The organism is Verminephrobacter aporrectodeae subsp. tuberculatae, from assembly GCF_026127385.1.
GTDB lineage: Bacteria > Pseudomonadota > Gammaproteobacteria > Burkholderiales > Burkholderiaceae_C > Acidovorax > Acidovorax aporrectodeae.
The window spans coordinates 237880-259880 of record NZ_QZCX01000002.1 but is presented as its reverse complement, the minus strand read 5'-3'; the positions used below and the strand labels follow the sequence as shown (position 1 = coordinate 259880).

At 64.6% G+C, this 22001-nt stretch carries 18 protein-coding genes; 9 read left to right on the top strand and 9 right to left on the bottom strand.

The genetic code is table 11. The annotated features are described in order from the left end of the window. Nucleotides 1–5: 5 nt before the first annotated feature. The 4 genes from D5041_RS09210 to D5041_RS09195 are packed head-to-tail and all read left to right on the top strand — an operon-like array spanning nucleotide 6 to nucleotide 2785. Nucleotides 6–383: a type II secretion system protein gene (locus D5041_RS09210; RefSeq protein ID WP_265281754.1), complete on the top strand. Its 378-nt coding sequence runs from the start codon at nucleotides 6–8 to the stop codon at nucleotides 381–383. Beyond that, nucleotides 370–957: a type II secretion system protein gene (locus D5041_RS09205; protein ID WP_265284503.1), complete on the top strand. Its 588-nt coding sequence runs from the start codon at nucleotides 370–372 to the stop codon at nucleotides 955–957. The genes D5041_RS09210 and D5041_RS09205 overlap by 14 nt, the downstream gene beginning before the upstream one ends. Beyond that, a complete protein-coding gene (locus D5041_RS09200; RefSeq protein ID WP_265284502.1) occupies nucleotides 954–1889 on the top strand; it encodes a rhodanese-like domain-containing protein in 936 nt (311 codons plus the stop codon). The genes D5041_RS09205 and D5041_RS09200 overlap by 4 nt, the downstream gene beginning before the upstream one ends. A 20-nt stretch (nucleotides 1890–1909) precedes the next feature. Then, nucleotides 1910–2785: a transglutaminase-like domain-containing protein gene (locus tag D5041_RS09195; protein WP_265284500.1), complete on the top strand. Its 876-nt coding sequence runs from the start codon at nucleotides 1910–1912 to the stop codon at nucleotides 2783–2785. 36 nt (nucleotides 2786–2821) lie between these two features. On the opposite strand, the gene D5041_RS09190 is transcribed toward D5041_RS09195, so the two are convergent. Further along, the gene (locus D5041_RS09190; protein ID WP_265281761.1) at nucleotides 2822–3889 is read right to left on the bottom strand and encodes a PKD domain-containing protein; all 1068 of its coding nucleotides are present in this window, start codon (nucleotides 3887–3889) and stop codon (nucleotides 2822–2824) included. A gap of 218 nt (nucleotides 3890–4107) precedes the next feature. On the opposite strand from D5041_RS09190, the gene D5041_RS09185 reads away from it, so the two are divergent. Then, nucleotides 4108–4824, top strand: coding sequence for a response regulator (locus D5041_RS09185; protein WP_265285074.1), 717 nt, complete (start codon nucleotides 4108–4110; stop codon nucleotides 4822–4824). Between the two features lie 312 nt (nucleotides 4825–5136). Continuing rightward, complete coding sequence (locus tag D5041_RS09180; RefSeq protein ID WP_265284498.1) at nucleotides 5137–9831, top strand: SwmB domain-containing protein; 4695 nt, start codon at nucleotides 5137–5139, stop codon at nucleotides 9829–9831. A gap of 48 nt (nucleotides 9832–9879) precedes the next feature. On the opposite strand, the gene D5041_RS09175 is transcribed toward D5041_RS09180, so the two are convergent. The 8 genes from D5041_RS09175 to D5041_RS09140 form a co-directional block, all read right to left on the bottom strand. After that, nucleotides 9880–10317, bottom strand: coding sequence for a tellurite resistance TerB family protein (locus D5041_RS09175; protein WP_010109741.1), 438 nt, complete (start codon nucleotides 10315–10317; stop codon nucleotides 9880–9882). Nucleotides 10318–10343: 26 nt separating this feature from the next. After that, the gene (locus D5041_RS09170) at nucleotides 10344–12146 is read right to left on the bottom strand and encodes an ATP-binding protein (protein ID WP_265257570.1); all 1803 of its coding nucleotides are present in this window, start codon (nucleotides 12144–12146) and stop codon (nucleotides 10344–10346) included. 7 nt (nucleotides 12147–12153) lie between these two features. Further along, nucleotides 12154–12873: a PspA/IM30 family protein gene (locus tag D5041_RS09165; RefSeq protein ID WP_265284497.1), complete on the bottom strand. Its 720-nt coding sequence runs from the start codon at nucleotides 12871–12873 to the stop codon at nucleotides 12154–12156. Between the two features lie 58 nt (nucleotides 12874–12931). Further along, the gene (locus D5041_RS09160) at nucleotides 12932–13816 is read right to left on the bottom strand and encodes a hypothetical protein (RefSeq protein WP_265284496.1); all 885 of its coding nucleotides are present in this window, start codon (nucleotides 13814–13816) and stop codon (nucleotides 12932–12934) included. After that, nucleotides 13813–14655: an ABC transporter ATP-binding protein gene (locus tag D5041_RS09155; protein WP_010109734.1), complete on the bottom strand. Its 843-nt coding sequence runs from the start codon at nucleotides 14653–14655 to the stop codon at nucleotides 13813–13815. Before D5041_RS09155 ends, D5041_RS09160 begins: the two co-directional genes overlap by 4 nt. After that, entirely contained in the window at nucleotides 14652–15449 is a 798-nt protein-coding gene (locus D5041_RS09150) for an ABC transporter permease (RefSeq protein WP_265257572.1), read from the bottom strand. Before D5041_RS09150 ends, D5041_RS09155 begins: the two co-directional genes overlap by 4 nt. A 204-nt stretch (nucleotides 15450–15653) precedes the next feature. Beyond that, nucleotides 15654–17351 carry a phosphate ABC transporter substrate-binding/OmpA family protein gene (locus D5041_RS09145; protein ID WP_265284495.1) on the bottom strand — a complete coding sequence of 566 codons (1698 nt, stop codon included), beginning with the start codon at nucleotides 17349–17351 and terminating at the stop codon, nucleotides 15654–15656. 37 nt (nucleotides 17352–17388) lie between these two features. Next, nucleotides 17389–18105, bottom strand: a complete 717-nt coding sequence (locus tag D5041_RS09140) for a methyl-accepting chemotaxis protein (RefSeq protein ID WP_265257573.1) — start codon at nucleotides 18103–18105, stop codon at nucleotides 17389–17391. A gap of 217 nt (nucleotides 18106–18322) precedes the next feature. On the opposite strand from D5041_RS09140, the gene D5041_RS09135 reads away from it, so the two are divergent. The 3 genes from D5041_RS09135 to tcuB all read left to right on the top strand — a co-directional run bounded on the left by D5041_RS09135 (nucleotide 18323) and on the right by tcuB (nucleotide 21928). Next, a complete protein-coding gene (locus tag D5041_RS09135) occupies nucleotides 18323–19270 on the top strand; it encodes a LysR substrate-binding domain-containing protein (RefSeq protein ID WP_265284494.1) in 948 nt (315 codons plus the stop codon). A gap of 92 nt (nucleotides 19271–19362) precedes the next feature. Then, nucleotides 19363–20775, top strand: a complete 1413-nt coding sequence (gene tcuA / locus D5041_RS09130) for an FAD-dependent tricarballylate dehydrogenase TcuA (protein ID WP_321162166.1) — start codon at nucleotides 19363–19365, stop codon at nucleotides 20773–20775. Then, the gene (gene tcuB / locus D5041_RS09125) at nucleotides 20762–21928 is read left to right on the top strand and encodes a tricarballylate utilization 4Fe-4S protein TcuB (RefSeq protein ID WP_321162165.1); all 1167 of its coding nucleotides are present in this window, start codon (nucleotides 20762–20764) and stop codon (nucleotides 21926–21928) included. The genes tcuA and tcuB overlap by 14 nt, the downstream gene beginning before the upstream one ends. Nucleotides 21929–22001: the final 73 nt, after the last annotated feature.

Below are 22001 nucleotides of genomic sequence, written 5' to 3'. Positions count from 1 at the left end.
CTACCATGGGCAGCAAATCCAGGGGTTTTACGCTGATCGAAATGCTGATCGTCATGGCCATTCTGGCCTTGCTGTTGACGATTGCCCTGCCGCGCTATTTTGGCTCCCTGGACAAATCCAGGGAGGTGGCGCTTCAGGAAAACCTGCGGGTACTGCGTGTCACGATCGACAGATTCCACGCCGACAAAGGCAGATTCCCGGCTACCCTCGAAGAGTTGGTCGATGCGAAGTACCTGCGCGCGGTTCCCATGGACCCCGTCACGGAGTCAACACACACCTGGATCCTGGTGCCTGCGCGGGAACAAGAGGCGAGCGGTATCGTGGACGTAAAGAGCGGTGCACCCGGATCGGGCAAGGACGGCATCTCCTATGGATCACTGTAAGGCCGTGGGCGCAGCCCGTGGGCAGTCCGGATTCAGCTATCTCTGGACCCTGTTGCTGGTCGCCTTGATGGCCGTGGGCATGACCGTTGCAGTCGAGTTGGACGCAACAGCCGTTCAAAGGGAGCGGGAAAGGGAATTGCTGGCGATAGGACGACAGTTCCGATCGGCCATCGGCAGCTACCATGAGGCCCGGCAAGCGGCCGACCGGAAGGAGTACCCTGACTCGTTGGAGGATTTGTTGCAGGACAAACGCTTTCCCGGAATCCGGCGGCACCTGCGACGAATCTTCGCAGACCCCATGACCGGGAAGGCGCAGTGGGGTACGGTGAGAATCGGCGGACGCATTGTCGGTGTGTATTCGTTGTCGGATCAGACAAGCATCAAAAGAGATGGTTTCGAGGTTGAGGAAATGGCGTTCAAAGGCAAGGAAAAATACTCGGAGTGGATATTCACCTATCCCGCCGACTTGGCGGTGCGGATGGAATCCGGCGCTCCGCCCGATGCATCGGGCATGATGGCCCCCGCAGAACCAGGCCAGAGAGCAGAGAAAATCCAGGCGGAGGACAAACCATGAAAAACCACGCCGCGGCGCTGACCCGCGCCCTCATTCTTGCCATGGCCTTCGGGCCGTCGGGAAACCTTGCATGGGCGCAGCCTGCCCCTGCGGGGAATGAATTGCCACAAGCCTTGGAAGGCATCGAGCCGGCCAGCGGCATATGTCGCCGCGATGAAAGCGTCCCGGGACCCGATCAAGCGCTTCCCGCCCCGGTCGCGCCCCATGGCGAAGCTTGTGCCATCACCGTGCGGGAAGCTTTACCCTTGCTGGCCAAGGTGGCCAATGGAGATGCGGCATTCATCGATTTGCGGCCGGCCGCTGACTACCACGGGTTTCATATCGAGGGGGCTTTGAATCTGGGCTCTTCCGATCTTTACGCCAAGCCCTACTGGCGCAGGAAAAAGGTGGTGCTGGTGGACAGCGGCAAGGCAGAGCATGCGTTGTACCGCGAATGCGCCCGTCTCAAGCAGGCCGGGTACGAGCAGGTGCATGTCCTGCATGGAGGAATGGCGATGTGGCTCCACCAGGGCCAGTCCATCATGGGGCGCACGCCTTCGGCTACCCAACGGGCACAGCTGACACGTCTGTCCCCCGCAGAGCTTTGGTTGGAGAGTCAGAATGCAGACCATTTGATCCTGCTCGACAGGTCGCACGCTGCGATGCAATCCGATTTTGGCGCTGCGCATGTTTTGGAGCGGACGAGCCCGGATGCGATTCGCATGCTGGTAGACAAGCACCGCAAGACCCTGCCCAAGGGAAGCTTGATTTCCATCTTGCTGATCGCTGACTTGCCCGATTCCGGGGTCGAGTCAATCCAGCGGACGCTCATGCCCATCCCCTTGCTGGTCTATGGTGACTCCCGGGAGGCTTTTGCAAGGCAAATGGCCACCTACAAAGCCATGTGGGTCGCCCAAGCCCGGGGCCCCAAACTGCCAGGTTGTGGTCTGTGAGTACCCGCCAACAAGGTTCGATGCCAGCAGGGTTGGCGCGCAGAAGCATTCTGGCGTTGCCGCTTGCCGGGTTGTTGGCGCCTGTCCCCGGCGTTGCCCATGCCGAATGCGATGCACGGCGTTGCGTGCTGCGTCACTTGCGGTTTTTTCTCAAAACAAGCAACCCACTCGATCGTGCCCTGCTTGAACAACGTCTGTGGTGTTATCTGCCTGCGAACCTGGCTGGACAGCGCGTTGTGCAGACGCATGTTTCCGTACCCCACCAGATTTACCCGGACGCACTGGGGCATCTCATTTTGGAACTGTCCTTCGACCGGTTTCCTCCTTTTGCGCACAAGATCGTGACCATCGACGCAACGCTGGCCTTGAACGGGAGCGAGCGCCGACAAGAACTCGCAGCACCCCGGGAGTGGTTGGCTGCCGAGCGCTTCATAGAGTCCGATCACCCGCAGATAGGGCTATTGGCCCGGCAACTCGGACGCAGCACGCCGGCACTGAGTGCCCGGGCAATTTTTGAGTGGGTGCAGGGAAATATCCGCTACGCAGGCTATCTCGCGGAAGACAGGGGCGCGTTGCAGGCTTTGCTCACAAGCCAAGGTGACTGCACGGAATACGCCGATCTCGTGGTCGCTCTATGCCGTGCCCTCGGGATTCCCGCGCGCATGGTCGGAGGATACGTGGTCGATGGCGATGCCGTTGTTCTCCCGCAGGACTATCACAATTGGGCCGAAGTCTTCTGGGACGGCCAATGGCAGGTCGTCGATGCACAAAAGGGCGATTGGCTCGGGGCGTCAGCACATTACGTTGTGTTTCGTATCTACCGCGATGTGGCAAGCAACCCCGTGGGGCTGGCGCATCGCTTCAGGATCAGCGGTGACCTGAAGGCGACGCTCTAGTCGCGTCATGGCAAGGCGCAAACCGCAGCGATACCCTCACTGCACCTCGAACTTTGCATGGCTGACCTGGGCTTCCGTGTGGGAGCCAGACTTCAACGTGGCTTCAACGGACCAGACATATGTTCCTGGCAACTCGGGTGCAAGAACGATGGTGGCCAGGTTCGTCGACGTGCTGGGAATGTCCGGACCAACCAAGCTGGTCCACTTGTATGTGATGCTGTCGAATTTCGCGCCTTCCCGGGTGGATACCTCTGCCGAGAGTGTCACGGGACTGGAACTTTGCACTGTTGTCGGAGTGGCGCTGGCTTTCACGCTGAAGGCAAAATCGCTGGCCTGCGGCCCGGTGATGCGCAACTGTACGATATCCGTTTTGATACGCACGAGATCATCCATCTCCCAGGTGCCCGTCAGACGAAAGACATATTCTCCGGTAACGGTGGGAATGAATGTGGCAGCCGATGTATCAGAACCACCGAGAGAAACCGTTGGCCCGGCCATTTGGGTCCACGCATACTTGATTTTTCCCTGATCCTGTGCATCGGTCTTGGCAAGACCCGTCAGATACACAGGCTTGTCGAGCGTCGGATTTGCGCTTGCGCTGGCATGAACCACGAACAGTGGAAGCGGCAAGGCTTTGACCACAAGGTCGAACGAGTCTGAACTGATCGTTCCGTCCGTGCCGGTTGCCGTTGAGGTGACGGTCCAGATGGCATCCACCGCCGTGATCGGCACCACGATCCACCCAGCGCAGCGCGATTGCGCAATGGTGATCGCTCCGCCCGCAATCGGCTTCTTGGAAGTTGTTGCATTTGCGCAATCGGCATTCTGGATGGTGGGTGCTTTGGCACGCAATGCCGCGTCGGATTTGGCTGCGATGCTCCAGCGGTGACTGGAAATTCCCGGGCCGCGCGTATCGGCCGTGGCAGAAATGGCCAAACTCTCTCCGGAATTGATCTCCACGCCACGATCCGGGGTTGCGACATTGCCGATCGTCTTGCCACTCTCGAGATTCGAGCCAGCCCCTCCACCGCAAGCCGTGAGCCAGGCCATGAGGACCATTGCTCCCATCAGGGTGGCCGCGTTCTTTTTTTGATTTTTTGTCATGGGTAAACAACGGGGTTGTTCAAAGCTTGCGCGATTCCTCGAATCGTTTGGAGTGGAGTGGCTCCTCTGGCGCATGGATTATGCGCTGAGACGATCCGGATAAACGTAACGCTGAAGCGGTCGCGTTCAACGACATGCTGATGCGAATTCAAACGCATGCCCCGTTGGACAACGGCTCGGAGCTGTTGCACGACATTGCAGCCCACTACACTGCGCGCATGCACGCGCAACTGTTGATGATCGAAGACGACGCCCGCCTCGCGCAGATGGTGGGCGAGTATCTGGGTCTGTCGGGCCTGCGGGTCATGCACCGCGCCGACGGCACAAGCGGCCTGGCCCAGTTGCAGGGGGCCGGATCGGGCGCGCTTCCCGACCTCGTGATCCTGGACCTGATGCTGCCCGACATGGATGGCCTGGAACTGTGCCGCCGCATCCGCGCGCTGCCGGGCAGCGCGGCGCAGCTGCCCGTGCTCATGCTCACGGCCAAGGGCGACCCCATGGACCGCGTCATCGGCCTGGAATTGGGCGCCGACGACTACCTGCCCAAACCCTTCGAGCCCCGCGAACTGCTGGCGCGCATCCGCGCCATCCTGCGCCGGCGCACCAGTGGCGCAACGCCAGCCGCGCAGGCCCTGCGCTTTGGCACGCTGGAGATCGACCGCAACGCGCGCAGCGTGACGGTTGCCGGGCAGCAGGTGGAGCTCACCTCGTACCAGTTCGACCTGCTCGTGGCCCTGGCCGAGCGGGCCGGCCGCGTGCTCACACGCGAGCAAATCATGGAAGCCGTGCGCGGCCGCGGGCTCGAAGCCTTTGACCGCTCCATCGACGTACACATGGGCCGCATCCGCGCGGCCATCGAAGCCGACGCCAAAAAACCGCGCCGCATCCTCACGGTGCGCGGCGTGGGCTATGTGCTCGCCAGGCAGCAGGACTGATCTGGCTCACCGCGCGCTGCGCTCGGGCAGGAAATTCCGGCTTCGCGCGCCGCTGCGGGCCTGAACCCGAGCGCGCCATTTCCCAACGCCTGTTCTTGAGCCCGGGAGTCTGCTCCCGGGGCCTGCTCGTTGCTTGGCGCCAATTTGTCGCAGGTTGATGCAATTCGCCGCCCATGGCGTGCCCATGATGCGCTCATGCCGGGCCTGGCGTTTGCACAACACATCCCCGCCTGCAACACCGCAAACCACTGGGTCCACAGGGGGATAAGCGCCCAAATCCCGGCCAGCGCCCCCACGATCTGAAGGAACACCATGTCCGACATCCCAGTGCCCACGGCGATCAGTGCCGAGGTGACAGGCACCAAATTGAAGATCATCTGCAGCGAGACGCTGCAACCCACGAGGATGCCGCCCAACACGGTTTTTACGGTGCACGTCGGCGGCCGCGCTTGGGAAATTCAGGGTGTGGGCCTGGATGAAAAAACCATCAGGCTGATGCTGAGCATTCCGGTGCCCTACGGACAGGTGGTGCAAGTCAGCTACGCCAAACCAACGCCCTTCAGCGCCCCCGGCACCCTCACCGAAAACCTGAGAAGCCGCGCGGGCGATCTCACCAGCTTCACGAACATGGCGGTGACCAACAACACACCGAGCCCCACGCCGGACCCCACACCGGTGCTCCACAGCGTCACAGTCATCAACAGCCAGTTGGAGTTGATCTACACCGATGCGGACGACAAGCTGAGCGCAGACCACACCGCGCCCGCATCGGCCTTTTCGGTGCGCAGCGCCGGCAATGCGGACATCCGCGTCCAGCACGTCACCGTATTGGACAAGAAGGTCACCCTGACGCTTAGCCGCCTCGTGCTCGGCGGCGAGATGCTCAGGCTCAGCTACAACAAGCCCGATTCCGGCAACAACGTGATACAGGACGCCGCTGGCCACGCCGCACAGGGCTTCACCGACCAGACCGTGAGCAACCCGACCCCGGACAACATCCCCCCGACGTTCGAAAGCGCCACCATGGTCAGCAGCAACCAGCTGAAGATCAACTTCAACGATGCAAGCAGCTTGGCCGAAAAACAGACCGCGCCCGAAACGGCCTTTAAGGTGTTCAGCGCCACCGGGCCGGCCATCAGCGTCGAGCACGTCGACGTATCGGGCAAGACCGTCACCCTGACGCTTAGCCGCCCGCGCAACGTGGCTGGCGGCGAGACATTCAGGCTGACCTACAACAAACCCGAGAGCGGTGACATGCTTCGGGATATGGCTGGCAACCAAGTAGATGGCTTCCAGGACCGGGCTGTGATCAATCAGGCCTTGGACCGCACGGCCCCGGTGTTCGACGCCGCCACGGTCAGCGGGCGCGATCTGGTGCTGACCTACACCGACGCGGGCAGCCTGGACCAAACCCATGCGCCGGGCGCCGCGGCCTTTGCGGTGAGCAGCAGCAGTGGCGTCGCCATAGGCGTCGACAGCGTTGTGGTGGACGCCACGACCAAGACCGTCACCCTGCACCTGAACCGTGACGTGGACCGCGGCGAGGCGGTGACCGTCAGCTACACCAAACCTGCCGGCGACAACGTGCTCCAGGACGCAGCAGGCAATGACGCGGCCAATCTCACAAAGCAAGTGGTGACGAACAACTCCGCAGCCGACCACACGGCCCCGGTCCTTGGCACCGCCACGGTCAGCGGGCACGATCTGGTGCTGATCTACACCGAGGCCAGCAGCCTGGGTCTGGACGCGATCCATACCGCTGGCGCGACGGACTTTGCGGTGAATAGTGCCAGCGGCCTCGCCATCCGCGTCAATAGCCTCACGGTGGACGCCACGACCAAGACCGTCACCCTGCACTTGGACCGTGACGTGGACAGCGGCGAGGCGGTGAGCGTCAGCTACACCAAACCTGCCGGCGACAACGTGCTCCAGGACGCAGCAGGCAATGACGCGGCCAATCTCACAAAGCAAGTGGTGACGAACAACTCCGCAGCCGACCACACGGCCCCGGTCCTTGGCACCGCCACGGTCAGCGGGCACGATCTGGTGCTGATCTACACCGAGGCCAGCAGCCTGGGCCTGGACGCGATCCATACCGCTGGCGCGACGGACTTTGCGGTGAATAGTGCCAGCGGCCTCGCCATCCGCGTCAATAGCCTCACGGTGGACGCCACGACCAAGACCGTCACCCTGCACTTGGACCGTGACGTGGACAGCGGCGAGGCGGTGAGCGTCAGCTACACCAAACCTGCCGGCGACAACGTGCTCCAGGACGCAGCAGGCAATGACGCGGCCAATCTCACAAAGCAAGTGGTGACGAACAACTCCGCAGCCGACCACACGGCCCCGGTCCTTGGCACCGCCACGGTCAGCGGGCACGATCTGGTGCTGATCTACACCGAGGCCAGCAGCCTGGGCCTGGACGCGATCCATACCGCTGGCGCGACGGACTTTGCGGTGAATAGTGCCAGCGGCCTCGCCATCCGCGTCAATAGCCTCACGGTGGACGCCACGACCAAGACCGTCACCCTGCACTTGGACCGTGACGTGGACAGCGGCGAGGCGGTGAGCGTCAGCTACACCAAACCTGCCGGCGACAACGTGCTCCAGGACGCAGCAGGCAATGACGCGGCCAATCTCACAAAGCAAGTGGTGACGAACAACTCCGCAGCCGACCACACGGCCCCGGTCCTTGGCACCGCCACGGTCAGCGGGCACGATCTGGTGCTGATCTACACCGAGGCCAGCAGCCTGGGCCTGGACGCGATCCATACCGCTGGCGCGACGGACTTTGCGGTGAATAGTGCCAGCGGCCTCGCCATCCGCGTCAATAGCCTCACGGTGGACGCCACGACCAAGACCGTCACCCTGCACTTGGACCGTGACGTGGACAGCGGCGAGGCGGTGAGCGTCAGCTACACCAAACCTGCCGGCGACAACGTGCTCCAGGACGCAGCAGGCAATGACGCGGCCAATCTCACAAAGCAAGTGGTGACGAACAACTCCGCAGCCGACCACACGGCCCCGGTCCTTGGCACCGCCACGGTCAGCGGGCACGATCTGGTGCTGATCTACACCGAGGCCAGCAGCCTGGGCCTGGACGCGATCCATACCGCTGGCGCGACGGACTTTGCGGTGAATAGTGCCAGCGGCCTCGCCATCCGCGTCAATAGCCTCACGGTGGACGCCACGACCAAGACCGTCACCCTGCACTTGGACCGTGACGTGGACAGCGGCGAGGCGGTGAGCGTCAGCTACACCAAACCTGCCGGCGACAACGTGCTCCAGGACGCAGCAGGCAATGACGCGGCCAATCTCACAAAGCAAGTGGTGACGAACAACTCCGCAGCCGACCACACGGCCCCGGTCCTTGGCACCGCCACGGTCAGCGGGCACGATCTGGTGCTGATCTACACCGAGGCCAGCAGCCTGGGCCTGGACGCGATCCATACCGCTGGCGCGACGGACTTTGCGGTGAATAGTGCCAGCGGCCTCGCCATCCGCGTCAATAGCCTCACGGTGGACGCCACGACCAAGACCGTCACCCTGCACTTGGACCGTGACGTGGACAGCGGCGAGGCGGTGAGCGTCAGCTACACCAAACCTGCCGGCGACAACGTGCTCCAGGACGCAGCAGGCAATGACGCGGCCAATCTCACAAAGCAAGTGGTGACGAACAACTCCGCAGCCGACCACACGGCCCCGGTCCTTGGCACCGCCACGGTCAGCGGGCACGATCTGGTGCTGATCTACACCGAGGCCAGCAGCCTGGGTCTGGACGCGATCCATACCGCTAGCGCGACGGACTTTGCGGTGAATAGTGCCAGCGGCCTCGCCATCCGCGTCAATAGCCTCACGGTGGACGCCACGACCAAGACCGTCACCCTGCACTTGGACCGTGACGTGGACAGCGGCGAGGCGGTGAACGTCAGCTACACCAAACCTGCCGGCGACAACGTGCTCCAGGACGCAGCAGGCAATGACGCGGGCAATCTCACAAAGCAATTGGTGACAAACAACTCCGCAGCCGACCACACAGCCCCGGTCCTTGGCACCGCCACGGTCAACGGGCACGATCTGGTGCTGAGCTACACCGAGGCGAGCAGTCTGGGCCTGAGCCAAGCCCATGCGCCGGGCGCCGCGGCCTTTGCGGTGCGCAGCACCCATGGCCCCGCCATAGGCGTCGATAGCGTCGCGGTGGACACCACGGCCAAGACCGTCACCCTGCACCTGAGCCGTGACGTGAACAGCGGCGAGGTGGTGAACGTCAGCTACACCAAGCCCGCGGGCAACGACGTGCTGGAGGACGCAGCAGGCAACGACGCGGCGAACTTGAGCAACCGGACCGTGGACAACCTCACGCCCGCTTCGGCTCCCGCCGCACCAAGCCCCAGGCTCCCGGATACGGACAACGACAGTGTTCCCGGCGCCGAGGAAAACCAGGCCATCGACCCCGCGGGTGCCGTGAATGGCGACGGCAACGCAGACGGCATTGCGGACAGCACGCAGTCCGCCGTTGGCTCGATCAGCGTCGCAACAAGCAGCAGTTCCAGCACCTCGATCACCCTGGTGGCCGACAGCCAGGACGGCGACGTCAGCGCCGACAGCGCGGCCTGCATCACCAGCCTGGAGCAAAAGGCGCCCCCCGCCGACCTGCCCCGGGCGCTGGAGACGCCGATCGAGCTGACGAGTTTCCGGGCCACGCTGGAGACCGCGGGCAGCAGCGAGACCTTCAGCCTGTTCGTGGACCCGGCGACGCAGAGCAACGGCTACTGGGTAGAGGACCGCACCGGCACCTGGGTGAACCTGACCAGCGCGCCTTACGGCGGCAAGATGGCGACCGAGGGCGAGCGGCTGCGCTTGGACTTCCAGATCACCGATGGCGGGCAGTTCGACGCCGATGGCAAGGCCGACGGCGTCATCACCGCCCCGGGCGCCGCAGGGCATATGCCGCTGTCCATCGTGGGGCAGGCGCCGGACCCGGGGCATGACGGGTTTTGGCTCTGAAATGCGCGCGCTGCTCGGTCCCGTTGGCGCGCGCGGCCCCGTGGTGGTTCAGAGCTCCTTCGCCAACGCGGCCACCGACGCGGTGTCCGGCAGCGAAGCGAGCGAGCACAGCAGCGAGTCGCGCACGATCTGCAGTTGCTCATCGAACTGCGCGGTGCTGACGCCGTACGAGCGGGCCAGACCGAGCGCGGTGTCTTTTTCGGGGTCGGTCAGGCTGCCGTCGGAGTAGCCGACCATGAGGCACAGGCCGACCAGGGCCTCGGCGAATTCGGGGTCGAACGACAGTTGCTGCAGCAGCGGCACGGCCCGCAGGTGCGCGTCCTGGACGTCGGCGAAGGCCGGCATGTCGCCCTCGCGGCCGCCTTCGTAGAACTGCCTGATCAGCTGGATTTCGGCCGGGTGCACACCGTCCACGTGTGCGACGGCCAGCATGGCTGCGGTGAGTGCGGTGGTTTGGGCGGGGGACAGACGAATGTTCAGATTCATGGGGATCTCCGTGCTTGGGGGTTCGTTCAGTGGCCGAGGGCGAGCCGTCGCGCGGCCCGCAGCTGCTGCTGGATGTCTGCCAGTTCGAGCGTGCGGAAGCGCTCGGGCAGCAGCGAGCGGCGCGAGGTTTCGGAGACGGCCAGCAGTTCCATGAAGTCGATCATGTCCCGCTCCTGGGGCGGCATGAAGTCTTCTGCGGCCTTGGTGAGCGCATCGATCACGCTCAACGACTGCTCGCGGTCGTGGAATTCGATGGCCAGCAGCACCAGCGCCTCGAGGTCGGCGTTGGAGTAGCCCTTGAGGTTCTCGCACAGGGCGATCAACGCCGGCTCATCGATCGCGCCGGCGAAGCCGTAGCGCGTGATCAGTGCCTGGACGATCTCGCCGCGGTCGAAGCCGGTCTCGGCGTAGAAGAACGGCACCTTGCGGTCCAGGCGACCCGGACGCTTGATGTCGGTGTCCAGCTTGTCCGGGCGGTTCGTCAGCAGGATGAACAGCACGTTGCCGCGGTTGTCGGTGTCCGACATGAACTCCTTCAGCCGCGCGATCACGCGGGAGCTGGTGCCGTCGTCCCCGCCCTCGCCTTCCCGGCTGCCGAAGCTGCGGTCGCCTTCGTCGATCAGCACCGCGATCGGGCCCATGGCCTTCACGGTGGCCAGCACGCGCTCGAGGTTGCGCTCGGTCGAACCGACCCACTTGGAGCGGAAGTTCTTCAGCGCGACGGCCGACAGGCCGGCTTCCTTGAGGAAGGCCTTGAGCACGAAGGTCTTGCCGGCGCCCATCGGTCCGACGGCCAGCAGGCCCATGGGGGTCATGCGGGTGTCGCCTTCGCGCAGGTTCTTCGCGATCTCGTTGAGCTCGTCCTTGATGTGGTGGATGCCGCCCACCGCAGACAAGCCGTGCTTGGGCTCGACGAACTCGATCAGGCCGGCGCATTCCTTCTCGATCAGCTCGCGCTTGCGCGCCTGGATCAGGCGCAGCACGACCTGGTCGGGCGTCTGCTCCGGCAGTGCCCTCGTGGGCTCCACCAGCTTGACGATCTCGGTCGCCGTCATTCCCGCAGTGATTCCGGCAAAGCGCTTGGCGCGCGCTGGCGCATCCTGCGCACCTTCGAGCAGCTTCAGGATGAGCTTCTCGCGCTCCTGCTCGCCCATGCCGTTGCCGTCAGAGGTCTTCATCAGGCTTTCGATCTGCACCGCGCGCAGGCCGGCCATGCGCGTGGCGTACATGCTTGCGAGGTGCGCAGGCAGCGCCGGCGCCAGCTTGTTCACGACGGCCAGGCGGGTTTCCTGATCCGGCATCGGGATCTCGATGGCAGCCACCTTGGGGTTGCCCAGCAGGCCCTGGTTGAGCGATCCGAGCGCCTCGACCACGATGAACGTGATGTTGTCCTGGGCGTTCATCTGGCGGTCCAGCGACCAGCGGTGGAACAGCGTGGCGACTTTGCGCTCCTCGGCCGAAACGAAGCCCGCGTCGTCGCCGGGCATGATCGCGTCGGCGTACGGCACGTAGACCATGATGCCCTTCTTGGTCCGAAGGCTCGGCTCGAGGATGTGCAGCTTCTGCAGCAGCTCGTCGCCCTTGCCGAGGTCGATTTCGCCGCCGTTCTTCAGGGCGTTGACACCGAATTCTGGCGACACTTCGATGACGGTGGGCTTGGTCTCCGGCGCGAACTTGTGCGTCAGGAAGTTCTTCAGGTCGTGAAACTCCCCGTCCACCAGGAAGACGTCGAAGACGTTCCGGTACAGCACGAATGTCGCCGCTTCCCCCGCGAGGTACTTCTCGCGGATGGTGTTCGCCCATGCGGGCATTTGGCTGACTCTGCTCATGGCGCGCTCACAGGGTGCGGTCGCCACCGGCGGCCTGGGCGGTCTGGCCGGCGGCCGCGGCCTTCATGGCGGCCAGTTCGGCGCGGGCGGTGACCGCGGCGCTGCTGCGGTTCAGCTCCTTCAGGCGGACGTCCAGGTCGGTGGAGCGCAGTTCGGCGCCCAGGTTGGCTTCGGCGATGCGCCCCTTGATGTGCTCGCGCACGCCGCTGAGGGCCTGCACCTCGGCGTCCAGCGACAGCCCCTCCAGCGAGCTCTGGATCTGGATCCGGGCTTCGGCGCTCTGGAGCAGGCCGACCATGCGGTCCTTCTCGGCCTTCAGGTTCTTGATGTCGCCCTGGACCTCGATCAGGTTGTTCTTCATGGTGTCGGCGTCGGCCTCCGCCGTGGCCAGTTCCGGGCGCAGCTGATCCAGGCCCTCGGCGAGCTGATTCTTCTTCTGGATCAGCACCACGGCCAGGTCGTCCTGCGCCGTGGCAACGGCGGCCTGCAGCTGCTGGGTGACCGTCCTCAGTTCGCGCTCCGCGTTGCTGACCTGCTCGCGCAGGCCATCGCGGCGCGAGATCACGCGACCGGCAGCGGACTTGAGCGTGGTGTACTTTTGCGTCATCGACTGGATCGAGTTCTGGTACGCGATCTCGGGGTGTTCGTTTTCGATCCGCTGGATCCACAGACCCAGGAAGCCATTCCAGAGGTTGCGGAGACGGGCAGTGACGTTGTGGTTGGCCATGGTGCTTTCCTTCGATGGTAGGGGTCGGTTTTACGGATGCCGATAAAGGCGCTGGGGGTCAGTTGCGGGTCTGGATCGTGGCCCGCTTGCGGGGCGCTGTCGCGGCCGGTGCCTGCGGCGCTGCGACGGGTGCGGCAGAGCGGTAGGGCGGGATCGGCAGGCCGAGCTCTTGATCGAGGTCCATCGACACCTCCTCGCTGATGCGCAGCTTGGCCAGGGACTCCTCGAGCAGCGAACCCATGTTCCCGCTGCGCGGAGCGGTCATCACCATCTGGTACACCTCATCCATGCGGATGGGCATGGACAGCAGCGCGGCGTCGAGCATCGCGCGCCGGCTTGCCATGCGGCTGTGCCGGCGCAGTGCCTCGGTGAAGTCGGATTCCGCGCGGCGCAGCTGCACCATCTCGTGCTGGCTCAGGTCGGGCCTTTGCATGGCCTGCTGGACTTCGTGCAGCTTGTTGCGGATCGTGGATTCGCTGTCGCTGCCCTTGTGCCGCGCCTCCTTCATGGCGGCGTCGCTCAGGCAAAGCCGCAGGAAGTCGATCGTGGTGTCTTCCAGCTGCTGCACGTCGAACCGCGTCAGGGTCGAATGGGCGTCTTCGGCCATCCGGTAGAGGGACGCGACCCGGTCCGTCATGCGCAAGAAGTTCTGCAAATGATCCGAGCCGCCGTGGGCCTCGATCTCCGCCTGCAACCGCGCGTACATCTGGTTCAGCGTCCGGTTGCGCTCCTGCTCGCCGGCCCATTGCCTGAACCGCGGCAGTCCGGGAATCACGGCGATCGCAACGGTTTCCAGCGCCGCCATGGCGAGCAGGGTCAGGCCGAAACCGTCACCTCCCCATGGCAGTGAAGCCACCAGGGCCGCGACGCAGCCAACCCCTACCGCCATCAGGTGCGCAGGATGCTGGAGGTAGTCCAGCCAGTAAGGGGTTTTCTTGCTCACACGCTGACCCGGACTTGGCCGCGCGCACCCGATTGGCGCAGGTGACCGATGACACGCTCGCTGAGCGCACGGACCTCGGGGCGCTCCAGCCACGGCAGGTTGCGCGGATGGGGTTCGCTGATGCCGAAGTCGTCGATGACCTTGGCCGGCTGCGTGGACAGCACGATCACCCGGTCGCCGAGAACCAGGGCTTCGCTGACGTCGTGGGTCACGAAGACGATGACGCTGGGGTGATCCCGGTGCAGACGGATCAGCAGGCTCTGCATGTCGGTGCGCGTCTGCGCGTCGAGCGCGCCGAACGGCTCGTCCATGAGCAGGATCTTCGGCTGCGTCACCAGGGCGCGAGCCAGTGCCACGCGCTGGTTCTGGCCGCCAGAGAGCTGCGCCGGGTACTGCTCGCACTTGTCGGCCAGGCCAACCTCCTGGAGCACCTCGTCGACGCGCTTGTTCGCTTCCTGCCTGCTGACGCGCCGCGCCCATTCATTGAACGTGAACGGGTACGCGACGTTCTCGCGCACCGTCATGTCGGGGCGGTTGTTGTACTGCTGGAACACCATGATGGTGTTCTCGTGCTGGCCTTCGCAGGGCTTGCCTTCGATGAACACTTGGCCCGTCGTCGGCGCCTTGACGTTCCAGGGGCGCACGCCACCGAGCATCTTCATGAAGGTTGATTTGCCGCAGCCCGAGGGGCCCAGGAGCATGTTGATTCCCGGGTGCGCGAAGCACAGGCTGATGTCGTCCAGCACGCGCAGGATCTGGCCGTCGGGCTGCGCGTACTCCTGAACGACGTTCCGTGCTTCGACGATGGGCGCCGCAGGGGGCTGGATCGCGGTCGTCATGCTTTGGTTTCCCACTGGAAGAAGCGGCCCTTGAGCCACATCAGGGATTGGTAGGTGAGCAGGGCCACGGCGATGATCACGATGATTCCGGCGAACACCTGATCCATCGCGATGAGCCGCTTGGCGTTGGCGATCATTTGGCCCAGGCCCTCCTGTGCGTTCACGTATTCGGCGACGGTGATGTAGGTCCAGCTGACCGAGACGCCCACGATCACGGCGTCCATGATGCGCGGCATTGCCAGCGGCACCAGGACCTTGGTAATGCACTCCCACTGCGTGGCGCCGATGTCCTTGGCGCCCACCAGGTATTGCTCCGGCACGGAGCGGATCGCGTCGCGCACCAGCGGCGTCAGGTAGACGATGGAGCCGACGAACAGGAAGGCGATCTTCATGAGCTCGCCGATGCCGAACCACATGGCCATGATCGGGAGCAGCGCCGCGACCGGCGCGGAGCGGAACGGGTCGATGAGCGGCGAGAAGAACGCGTTGATGCGCTGCGAGGAGCCCATCAGCACGCCCAGCGGGATGCCGACGGCAATCACCAGCACCGAGGCGGTGGCCACGCGGCCCACCGACCACATCGTGTGCACCAGCAGCTGGCTCCTGCCCTCGTACCAGGCCAGGTAGCTCATGGCCTGCGCCACGGACAGCGGCGAAGGCAGTTGATTCCTCGTCATGAGGCCGGACGCCGACAGCGCGGTCCAGACGATCAGCACGGCGAGCATCGCACTGACGCTGATCGTGCGCCGCTTGCCGGGCGAAATCTCGGCATAGGGGTTCCAGAAGTTGGTCACTTGTTTTCCTTGCTGACTGCTGTTACTGCGCTGTCTTCGAATGTCCCGTCGCGCCGGATTGCGGCCCGCATCTCCCGGATTTTGGCGCCGTTCGTCGGTGCCGGGTGAAGATTCATCAGCGCCGCTCCCCGGGTCCGTGGGCTGCGGATTCGATGAGGATTCGGTGGTCCGCCCACCCCGTTCCGCAGGCGGACCGGACCGGGGTCAGCGGCCGAACACGGCCAGGCGGGTCGAGCGGTTCAGCGAACGGCACTCGTCGAGCGACATGCCGGCGCCAGCGGGGTTGCCCTCGTCACACAGCGGGCGGCTGGAGCCGTAGCCCACCACCTTCAGGCGGGCGCGGGGAATTTCCCACTGCTTCTCGAGGTACTCGGCGACCGCCTTGGCGCGCTGGTTCGACAGCACCAAGTTGGCAGCGTCCGAGCCGACCGAATCGCTATTGCCGCTCAGCTCGAAGTAGGCGGAACCGTTGTTCTCGATGAACGGCACCATTTCCTTGTCGATGACCTGCTGGGCCTTCTTCGACAGCTCATGCGCGCCCGAAGGAAAGCTCACCGCCACCGGCTTGGTCACCTGCGCAGGCGCCGCCATGGCTTCGGTGCGGCCTTGCTCGGTGTAGGTCTGCGCCGGGCGGGCAGCGGCTTCCTTGGCCCTGGTGTCACGCGCCAGGGCGGCCTTGATGAAGCGGTAGTCGAAACTCTCCTGGGCCGAGATCACCGGGGACTTCGGGTTCGCCAGAGCGCCCGCAGCGCGATAGATCTGGTCGAAGCGGGTGTAGACACGCTCGTAATGGTTGGTGTCGCCCGCCAGACCCAGGATGCGGGCGTTGTCCGACAGGCCGGTCCACAGCAGGTTGTTGAACAGGCCCTTGACGAAGGGCTTGCCCTCCTTCGAGGCGAGCACGCGGAAAAACTCTTCCGTATTCACCAGCGCATCGACAGCGCGGTCGGGGTTGGCCTTGGCTTCTTCGACGCCCTCCATCCAGCCGTCCACGAACTTCTGGAACACGTCGGTGTTTTGGGGCTTGTTCAATTCGCGCTGATCGCAGGCCATCAGGTCGAAGATCAGGTTGCTCGCGGCCTTGGTCGAGTAGATGACGTTCGCCTTGGCATCGCGGATCGCCAGCGACAGGTCCGGGTCCCACAGCACCGCGGCGTCCACCTGACCGCCGACGATGGCCGAGCGCACGCCAGGGGTCCCCTCTTCCGGCTTGATGAAGACCATCTTCACCTGCTGCTTGGCGCGCGCGGTCATCGAGGAATTCTCGATGGCGTCGATCAGCATGCCGTGCGACGGCGTGAACTGCACCAGGGCGACGGACTTGCCGGCCAAGTCTTCCACGCGCTTGATCGACGGGTCCCGCGTGATGATGGCGTCCCCGCCGCGCGTGTTGTCCACGAGCATCACGGCCTTGGCGTCGTGACCCGAGTTGCGCAGGTTCGGCTGTTCCTGCGCCCAGAAGTCGGACGTGCGCCACACGCACTGCGCCGCCTTCGACTCGAACAGGGTCGTCATCGCCGGCATGTCGTCGTTGATGACGAATTCGACGCTCAGACCCAGGCGCGCGTAGATCGATCCCGCCGCCGTCTTCAGGCTGTTGCCGTTGGCCAACAGGCCGGGAGCGTAGCCGTGGAAGCTCACGAGGCTGACCTTCAGCGGGTTGCCTGGCGTGCCCAGGGCGGCGTTGGGGTTCGCCGGCACCGACGGGACGGCGGCCGCGCGGCCGCTGTACGCGCCCGCATTCGAGGTGCCACTGACGGCGTTGGCCATCTGCGCTTGTTCGGCGTCCTTTTTGGCGAACCGTTCCTTGAGGAAGAAGTTCCAGCCGACGGCAGCCAGCGCCGCGATGATGATCACGACGAAGATGCCTTTGGCAGCCGGGCCCGCTTGGTATTTGCTCATTGATTTCTCCAGGTGTGGTGTTCGGGGTTGCCCGCGCTCAGGCAGCAGCGCTTGGCTTCGGGGGTGCCGGATCTTCTGCGGCAGCTGACGCCGCGGAGCGCTGGAACGGGGCCACCAGCAGCTTGAATTCGTTGCCCGTCACGACCGTTTGCTCGATCAGCCGGTTTGCGGCTTCGCGCTTGCTGCTCAGGGCGGCGCCGAGGTCGGCCTGCTCCTGGATCGAGCGGGCGATTTCCCGGCCCATCAATTCTTCGAGGCGGGTGATCTGCGCGCGGATGTCCGCGACGGTCGCCTCTTCGCGCGCCTTGACCGCCGTGATCCGGTCCAGGGTCTCGGCGTCGGCCTGCTCGATGCCGGCGCGCAGCGCGTTGGCGTGCGCCGCCAGCGCCTGGATCTTGAAGTGCGCGTCGCGGATCGGGTCTTCGATGCTCCAGGTGTCGTCCGATTCATCCACCGCAGCGACCGCGGCGCGCACCGTGGCCTGGGGCAGTTCCTTCAGACCGTTGACCAGGCGCAGCAGCTTTTCCGCCGGATAGACCGAAACCGGAACGCCGGCGGCAGCGTAAACGTCGGGCAGGCTCAGCGCGATCTGCTCCTCCACCGGAGCCATGGGTTCCTTCGATACCGGCAAAACTTCCGGCGCGGGATCGACCTGGAAGTCGGTGGTCTCGGCGGGCGCCCCATCCGCACCACCCCCTCCGTCGATGGCGCGGACAAGCCCGGCCTTCTCGAGAAAACCCATCATGCTCTTCATACGTTTCTCTCCATGGAAATGCATTTTCGGTAACGCAGCGCGGTTGCAGTGCAGCGCCTCGCAAGGCGCTATTGTCCTGCCCCGCAAATGATATAAGGAGAAAAACTGTGCCAGCGCGGAGACTGGCCGGGCCCGGCAGCAACATGTCCCGGCGCTCAAACAACTGCCGCCGGATGCCGTGGCGGCTGCGTCAAATGTCAACTACCCATCGAAGAATATGGAATTGCGTCAGCTACGCTACTTCGTGCGCATTGTGGAGTTGGGCTCGATGAGCCGTGCAGCGCTCGATCTGGACCTGGTCCAGTCGGCGCTGAGCCAGCAAATCAGCCGATTGGAGGGGGAACTGAGCGCGCGCCTGTTGCAGCGCAGTTCCCGGGGCGTTGTCGCGACCGAGGCCGGGATGGCCTTCCTTCACGAGGCCCAGCTGACTTTGCGGCACGCGGATCAAGCGGTTCGGGTGACCCGGCAGGCCAGGCTCTCGGGGACCGTCAGCGTGGGCCTGGCCCCCACGACGGCCGCCATGCTGGATCTGCCGCTGATGCGCGCCATGCGCGAGCGCTATCCCGACGTCCGACTGCATCTGGTCGAAGGCCTGTCGGGTCATCTGACGACCATGCTCAGCGCCAGGACGCTGGACATGGCCATTTTGTTTGACCGGCGCCCCCCCGGACCGGGCAGCCGGCTCGCGCAGGAACGGCCGCTGATGGACGAGGACATTTTCCTGATCTGCACCCGCGCGCGCCCGGAGAAAATCCCCGCCACGCTGACCCTGGCCGACGTGGCGCACGAGCCCTTGATACTGCCGACCGGTACGCACGGTTTACGCCATACCCTGGACGCAGCCCTGGCCCGCGCCGGGGTCTGCCCGAACGTGGTTCTCGAGGTCGATTCGCTCTCCATGCTCATGGCCGCCGTAGACGCCGGAATCGGCTCCACGCTGCAACCGCGCGCAGCAGTCGGTCGTTTTCCCGACGCCGGGCAGCGCTTTCAGTGGGCCCGGATCGACGACAGTGAAGTACGCCGCAGCAATATCCTGTGCAGTCTTTCCGAGGAGGAGCTTTCTTCGGCGGCGATCGCAACCAAAATGGTGATCCGCGATTGCGTGCAGACCTTGGTCGAAAACGGCAGTTGGTCCGGGGTGACGTCCCGGTATCACGATTCATGATGCCCCCATGCGATCACTGCGCTGGGCGAGAACCATTTCCTTGACTACATTGCTGCGAATCGGGGCTTGAACGCAGCAAAGGAATGGTTGTTTTGGACCATGACGTACTGGTCATTGGCGGCGGAAACGCTGCGCTGTGCGCCGCCCTGATGGCGCGCGAAGCGGGGGCTGGCGTTTTGCTGCTCGAGGCCGCGCCCAAGGAATGGCGTGGGGGAAATTCAGCGCACACGCGCAACCTGCGCTGCATGCACGACGCGCCGCAGGATGTCCTGGTCGGCGCCTACCCGGAACAGGAATACTGGCAGGACCTGCTCAAGGTCACCGAAGGGCAAACGAACGAGCATTTGGCGCGGCTGATCATCCGCGCCTCCTCGACCTGCCGGGACTGGATGCGCCGGCATGGCGTGCATTTCCAGCCCGCGCTCTCGGGCACCCTGCAGGTGGCCCGCACGAACGCCTTCTTCATGGGCGGGGGCAAGGCCCTGGTGAATGCCTACTACCGCAGTGCGCAGCGCCTGGGCGTTGCCCTGCGCTACGGGTCGCCGGTCGATCGGCTCGAAATCGGGCAAGGCCGGTTCGTTGCCGCCCATGCCAACGGCGAACGCATCCGCGCCAAAGCCTGTGTTCTTGCCGCGGGCGGATTCGAATCGAACCGGCAATGGCTGCGCCAGGCCTGGGGACAAAATGAACGCGGGGAATGGCCGACGGACAACTTTCTGATCCGCGGCACCGAATACAACCAAGGGGTGCTGCTCCGGCATCTGCTTGAGGAGCACGGTGCCGACCGCATCGGGGACGCGACGCAGGCGCATATGGTGGCGATCGACGCGCGCGCGCCCTTGTACGGCGGCGGAATATGCACCCGCATCGACTGCGTGTCGCTCGGCGTCGTGGTGAACCGCAATGCCCAGCGGTTTTATGACGAGGGCGAGGACTTCTGGCCCAAGCGCTACGCCATCTGGGGACGCTTGGTCGCCCAACAGCCGGGGCAAATGGGCTACTCGATCATTGACGCCAAGGCGCTCGGGCGTTTCATGCCCCCCGTTTTTCCTGGCGTGCTGGCGCACACATTGGAGGAATTGGCACAAAAGCTCGGGCTCGACGCCGCCGCCCTCATGCGCACCCTGAATGACTACAACGCGGCCTGCCGCGTGGGGCACTTTGACCACACCGCGCTCGACGACTGCCATACCGAGGGCCTGCGCCCCGCCAAGACGCATTGGGCGCGCCCCATCGACACCGCGCCTTTCTGCGCCTACGCGCTCAAACCGGGCGTGACCTTTACCTACCTGGGCCTGCGCACGGACGAAACCGCCGCCGTGCGCTTCTCCGACGCGCCCAGCCAGAACCTGTTCGTGGCGGGCGAAATGATGGCGGGAAACGTGCTCGGCAAAGGCTATGCGGCGGGCGTTGGCATGTCCATTGGCACGGCCCTTGGCCGCATCGCCGGCAGCAACGCGGCACGCGCGGCCATCCGGAAGGAGCCACAGCGTGCAAGCGCTTGATGCCTTGACCCGCGCTGCACGCGCCTTGGCGGACGGGGCGCGCGTGTCTGGCCCGGCGCAAACCGAAGCGGCGCGGCAAATGCAGATTTGCAACGCCTGCCGGTATTGCGAAGGTTTTTGCGCGGTATTTCCGGCGATGACGCGCCGGCTGGAATTCGGAAAAGCCGATATCCACTTTCTGGCGAACCTGTGCCATGACTGCGGTGCCTGCCTGCATGCCTGCCAGTACGCACCACCGCATGCGTTTGCCGTGAACGTCCCGCAGGCCATGGCGCGCGTGCGCGTCCAGACCTATACCGACTATGCCTGGCCCCCACCGTTCGGAAAACTCTACCAGCGCAATGGCCTGACCGTTTCCTTGGCGCTGCTGCTTGGGCTGGCCTTGTTCCTGTTCCTGGCCATGCTCTCCCAGGGCGCGCCATGGAATGTGCCGGCGGGCGCGGGGTTCTACGGCATTTTTCCGCACACGGTCCTGGTGCTGCTGTTTGCCCCCGTATTCTTGTTCTCCACCTTGGCCTTGGGCATGGGCGTTCGTCGATTCTGGCGCGACCTGACTCCTGCCACCAGCGGCGCACCGCTGACGCGTTCCGCAGCAGTGCAGGCCGCAGACGCCGTTTTGCGCCTGAAGTACCTGGACGGCGGACATGGTGCGGGCTGCCACAACGAGGACGACGCGCACACGCTCTCGCGGCGGCGCTTGCACCACTGCACCTTCTACGGATTCCTGCTGTGCTTTGCAGCCACCAGCGTGGCAACGCTGTATCACTATGTCCTGGGTTTGGCCGCGCCCTACGACTGGCCCAGCCTGCCCAAAGTTCTCGGGGTCGCAGGGGGCGTGAGCCTGCTCGTTGGCACGGCGGGCCTGGGGTGGCTGAACCTCAGGCGCCACCCCCTGCACGGTGACGCGGCGCAAAAGCCGATGGACCGGGGGTTTATGGCATTGCTGTTCTTCACCAGCGCCAGCGGTTTGGCGCTCTGGCTGTGCCGGGGAACCCCGGCCATGCCCCTGGTGCTGTGCCTGCACCTGGCCGCTGTCATGGCCCTGTTCGCCACCCTGCCCTACGGAAAATTCGCGCACGGCATTTTCCGCAGCGCGGCCCTATTGCGCCACTGCGTCGAGCAGCGCCAGCCTGGCAGATGGGGCGCCCCGTAATGAGCCGGAGCAGGACCGGGACCATGCAAATATCGGAAAAGCCTTTGAGAGCCGACCGGAGCAGAAAATGACA

What these genes read in the sequence shown, in the direction of transcription:
- D5041_RS09210 (WP_265281754.1), top strand. Translation starts at nt 6, where the DNA reads ATGGGCAGCAAATCCAGGGGTTTTACGCTGATCGAAATGCTGATCGTC.
- D5041_RS09205 (WP_265284503.1), top strand. Translation starts at nt 370, where the DNA reads ATGGATCACTGTAAGGCCGTGGGCGCAGCCCGTGGGCAGTCCGGATTC.
- D5041_RS09200 (WP_265284502.1), top strand. Translation starts at nt 954, where the DNA reads ATGAAAAACCACGCCGCGGCGCTGACCCGCGCCCTCATTCTTGCCATG.
- D5041_RS09195 (WP_265284500.1), top strand. Translation starts at nt 1,910, where the DNA reads ATGCCAGCAGGGTTGGCGCGCAGAAGCATTCTGGCGTTGCCGCTTGCC.
- D5041_RS09190 (WP_265281761.1), bottom strand. Translation starts at nt 3,889, where the DNA reads ATGACAAAAAATCAAAAAAAGAACGCGGCCACCCTGATGGGAGCAATG.
- D5041_RS09185 (WP_265285074.1), top strand. Translation starts at nt 4,108, where the DNA reads ATGCACGCGCAACTGTTGATGATCGAAGACGACGCCCGCCTCGCGCAG.
- D5041_RS09180 (WP_265284498.1), top strand. Translation starts at nt 5,137, where the DNA reads ATGTCCGACATCCCAGTGCCCACGGCGATCAGTGCCGAGGTGACAGGC.
- D5041_RS09175 (WP_010109741.1), bottom strand. Translation starts at nt 10,317, where the DNA reads ATGAATCTGAACATTCGTCTGTCCCCCGCCCAAACCACCGCACTCACC.
- D5041_RS09170 (WP_265257570.1), bottom strand. Translation starts at nt 12,146, where the DNA reads ATGAGCAGAGTCAGCCAAATGCCCGCATGGGCGAACACCATCCGCGAG.
- D5041_RS09165 (WP_265284497.1), bottom strand. Translation starts at nt 12,873, where the DNA reads ATGGCCAACCACAACGTCACTGCCCGTCTCCGCAACCTCTGGAATGGC.
- D5041_RS09155 (WP_010109734.1), bottom strand. Translation starts at nt 14,655, where the DNA reads ATGACGACCGCGATCCAGCCCCCTGCGGCGCCCATCGTCGAAGCACGG.
- D5041_RS09145 (WP_265284495.1), bottom strand. Translation starts at nt 17,351, where the DNA reads ATGAGCAAATACCAAGCGGGCCCGGCTGCCAAAGGCATCTTCGTCGTG.
- D5041_RS09140 (WP_265257573.1), bottom strand. Translation starts at nt 18,105, where the DNA reads ATGAAGAGCATGATGGGTTTTCTCGAGAAGGCCGGGCTTGTCCGCGCC.
- D5041_RS09135 (WP_265284494.1), top strand. Translation starts at nt 18,323, where the DNA reads ATGGAATTGCGTCAGCTACGCTACTTCGTGCGCATTGTGGAGTTGGGC.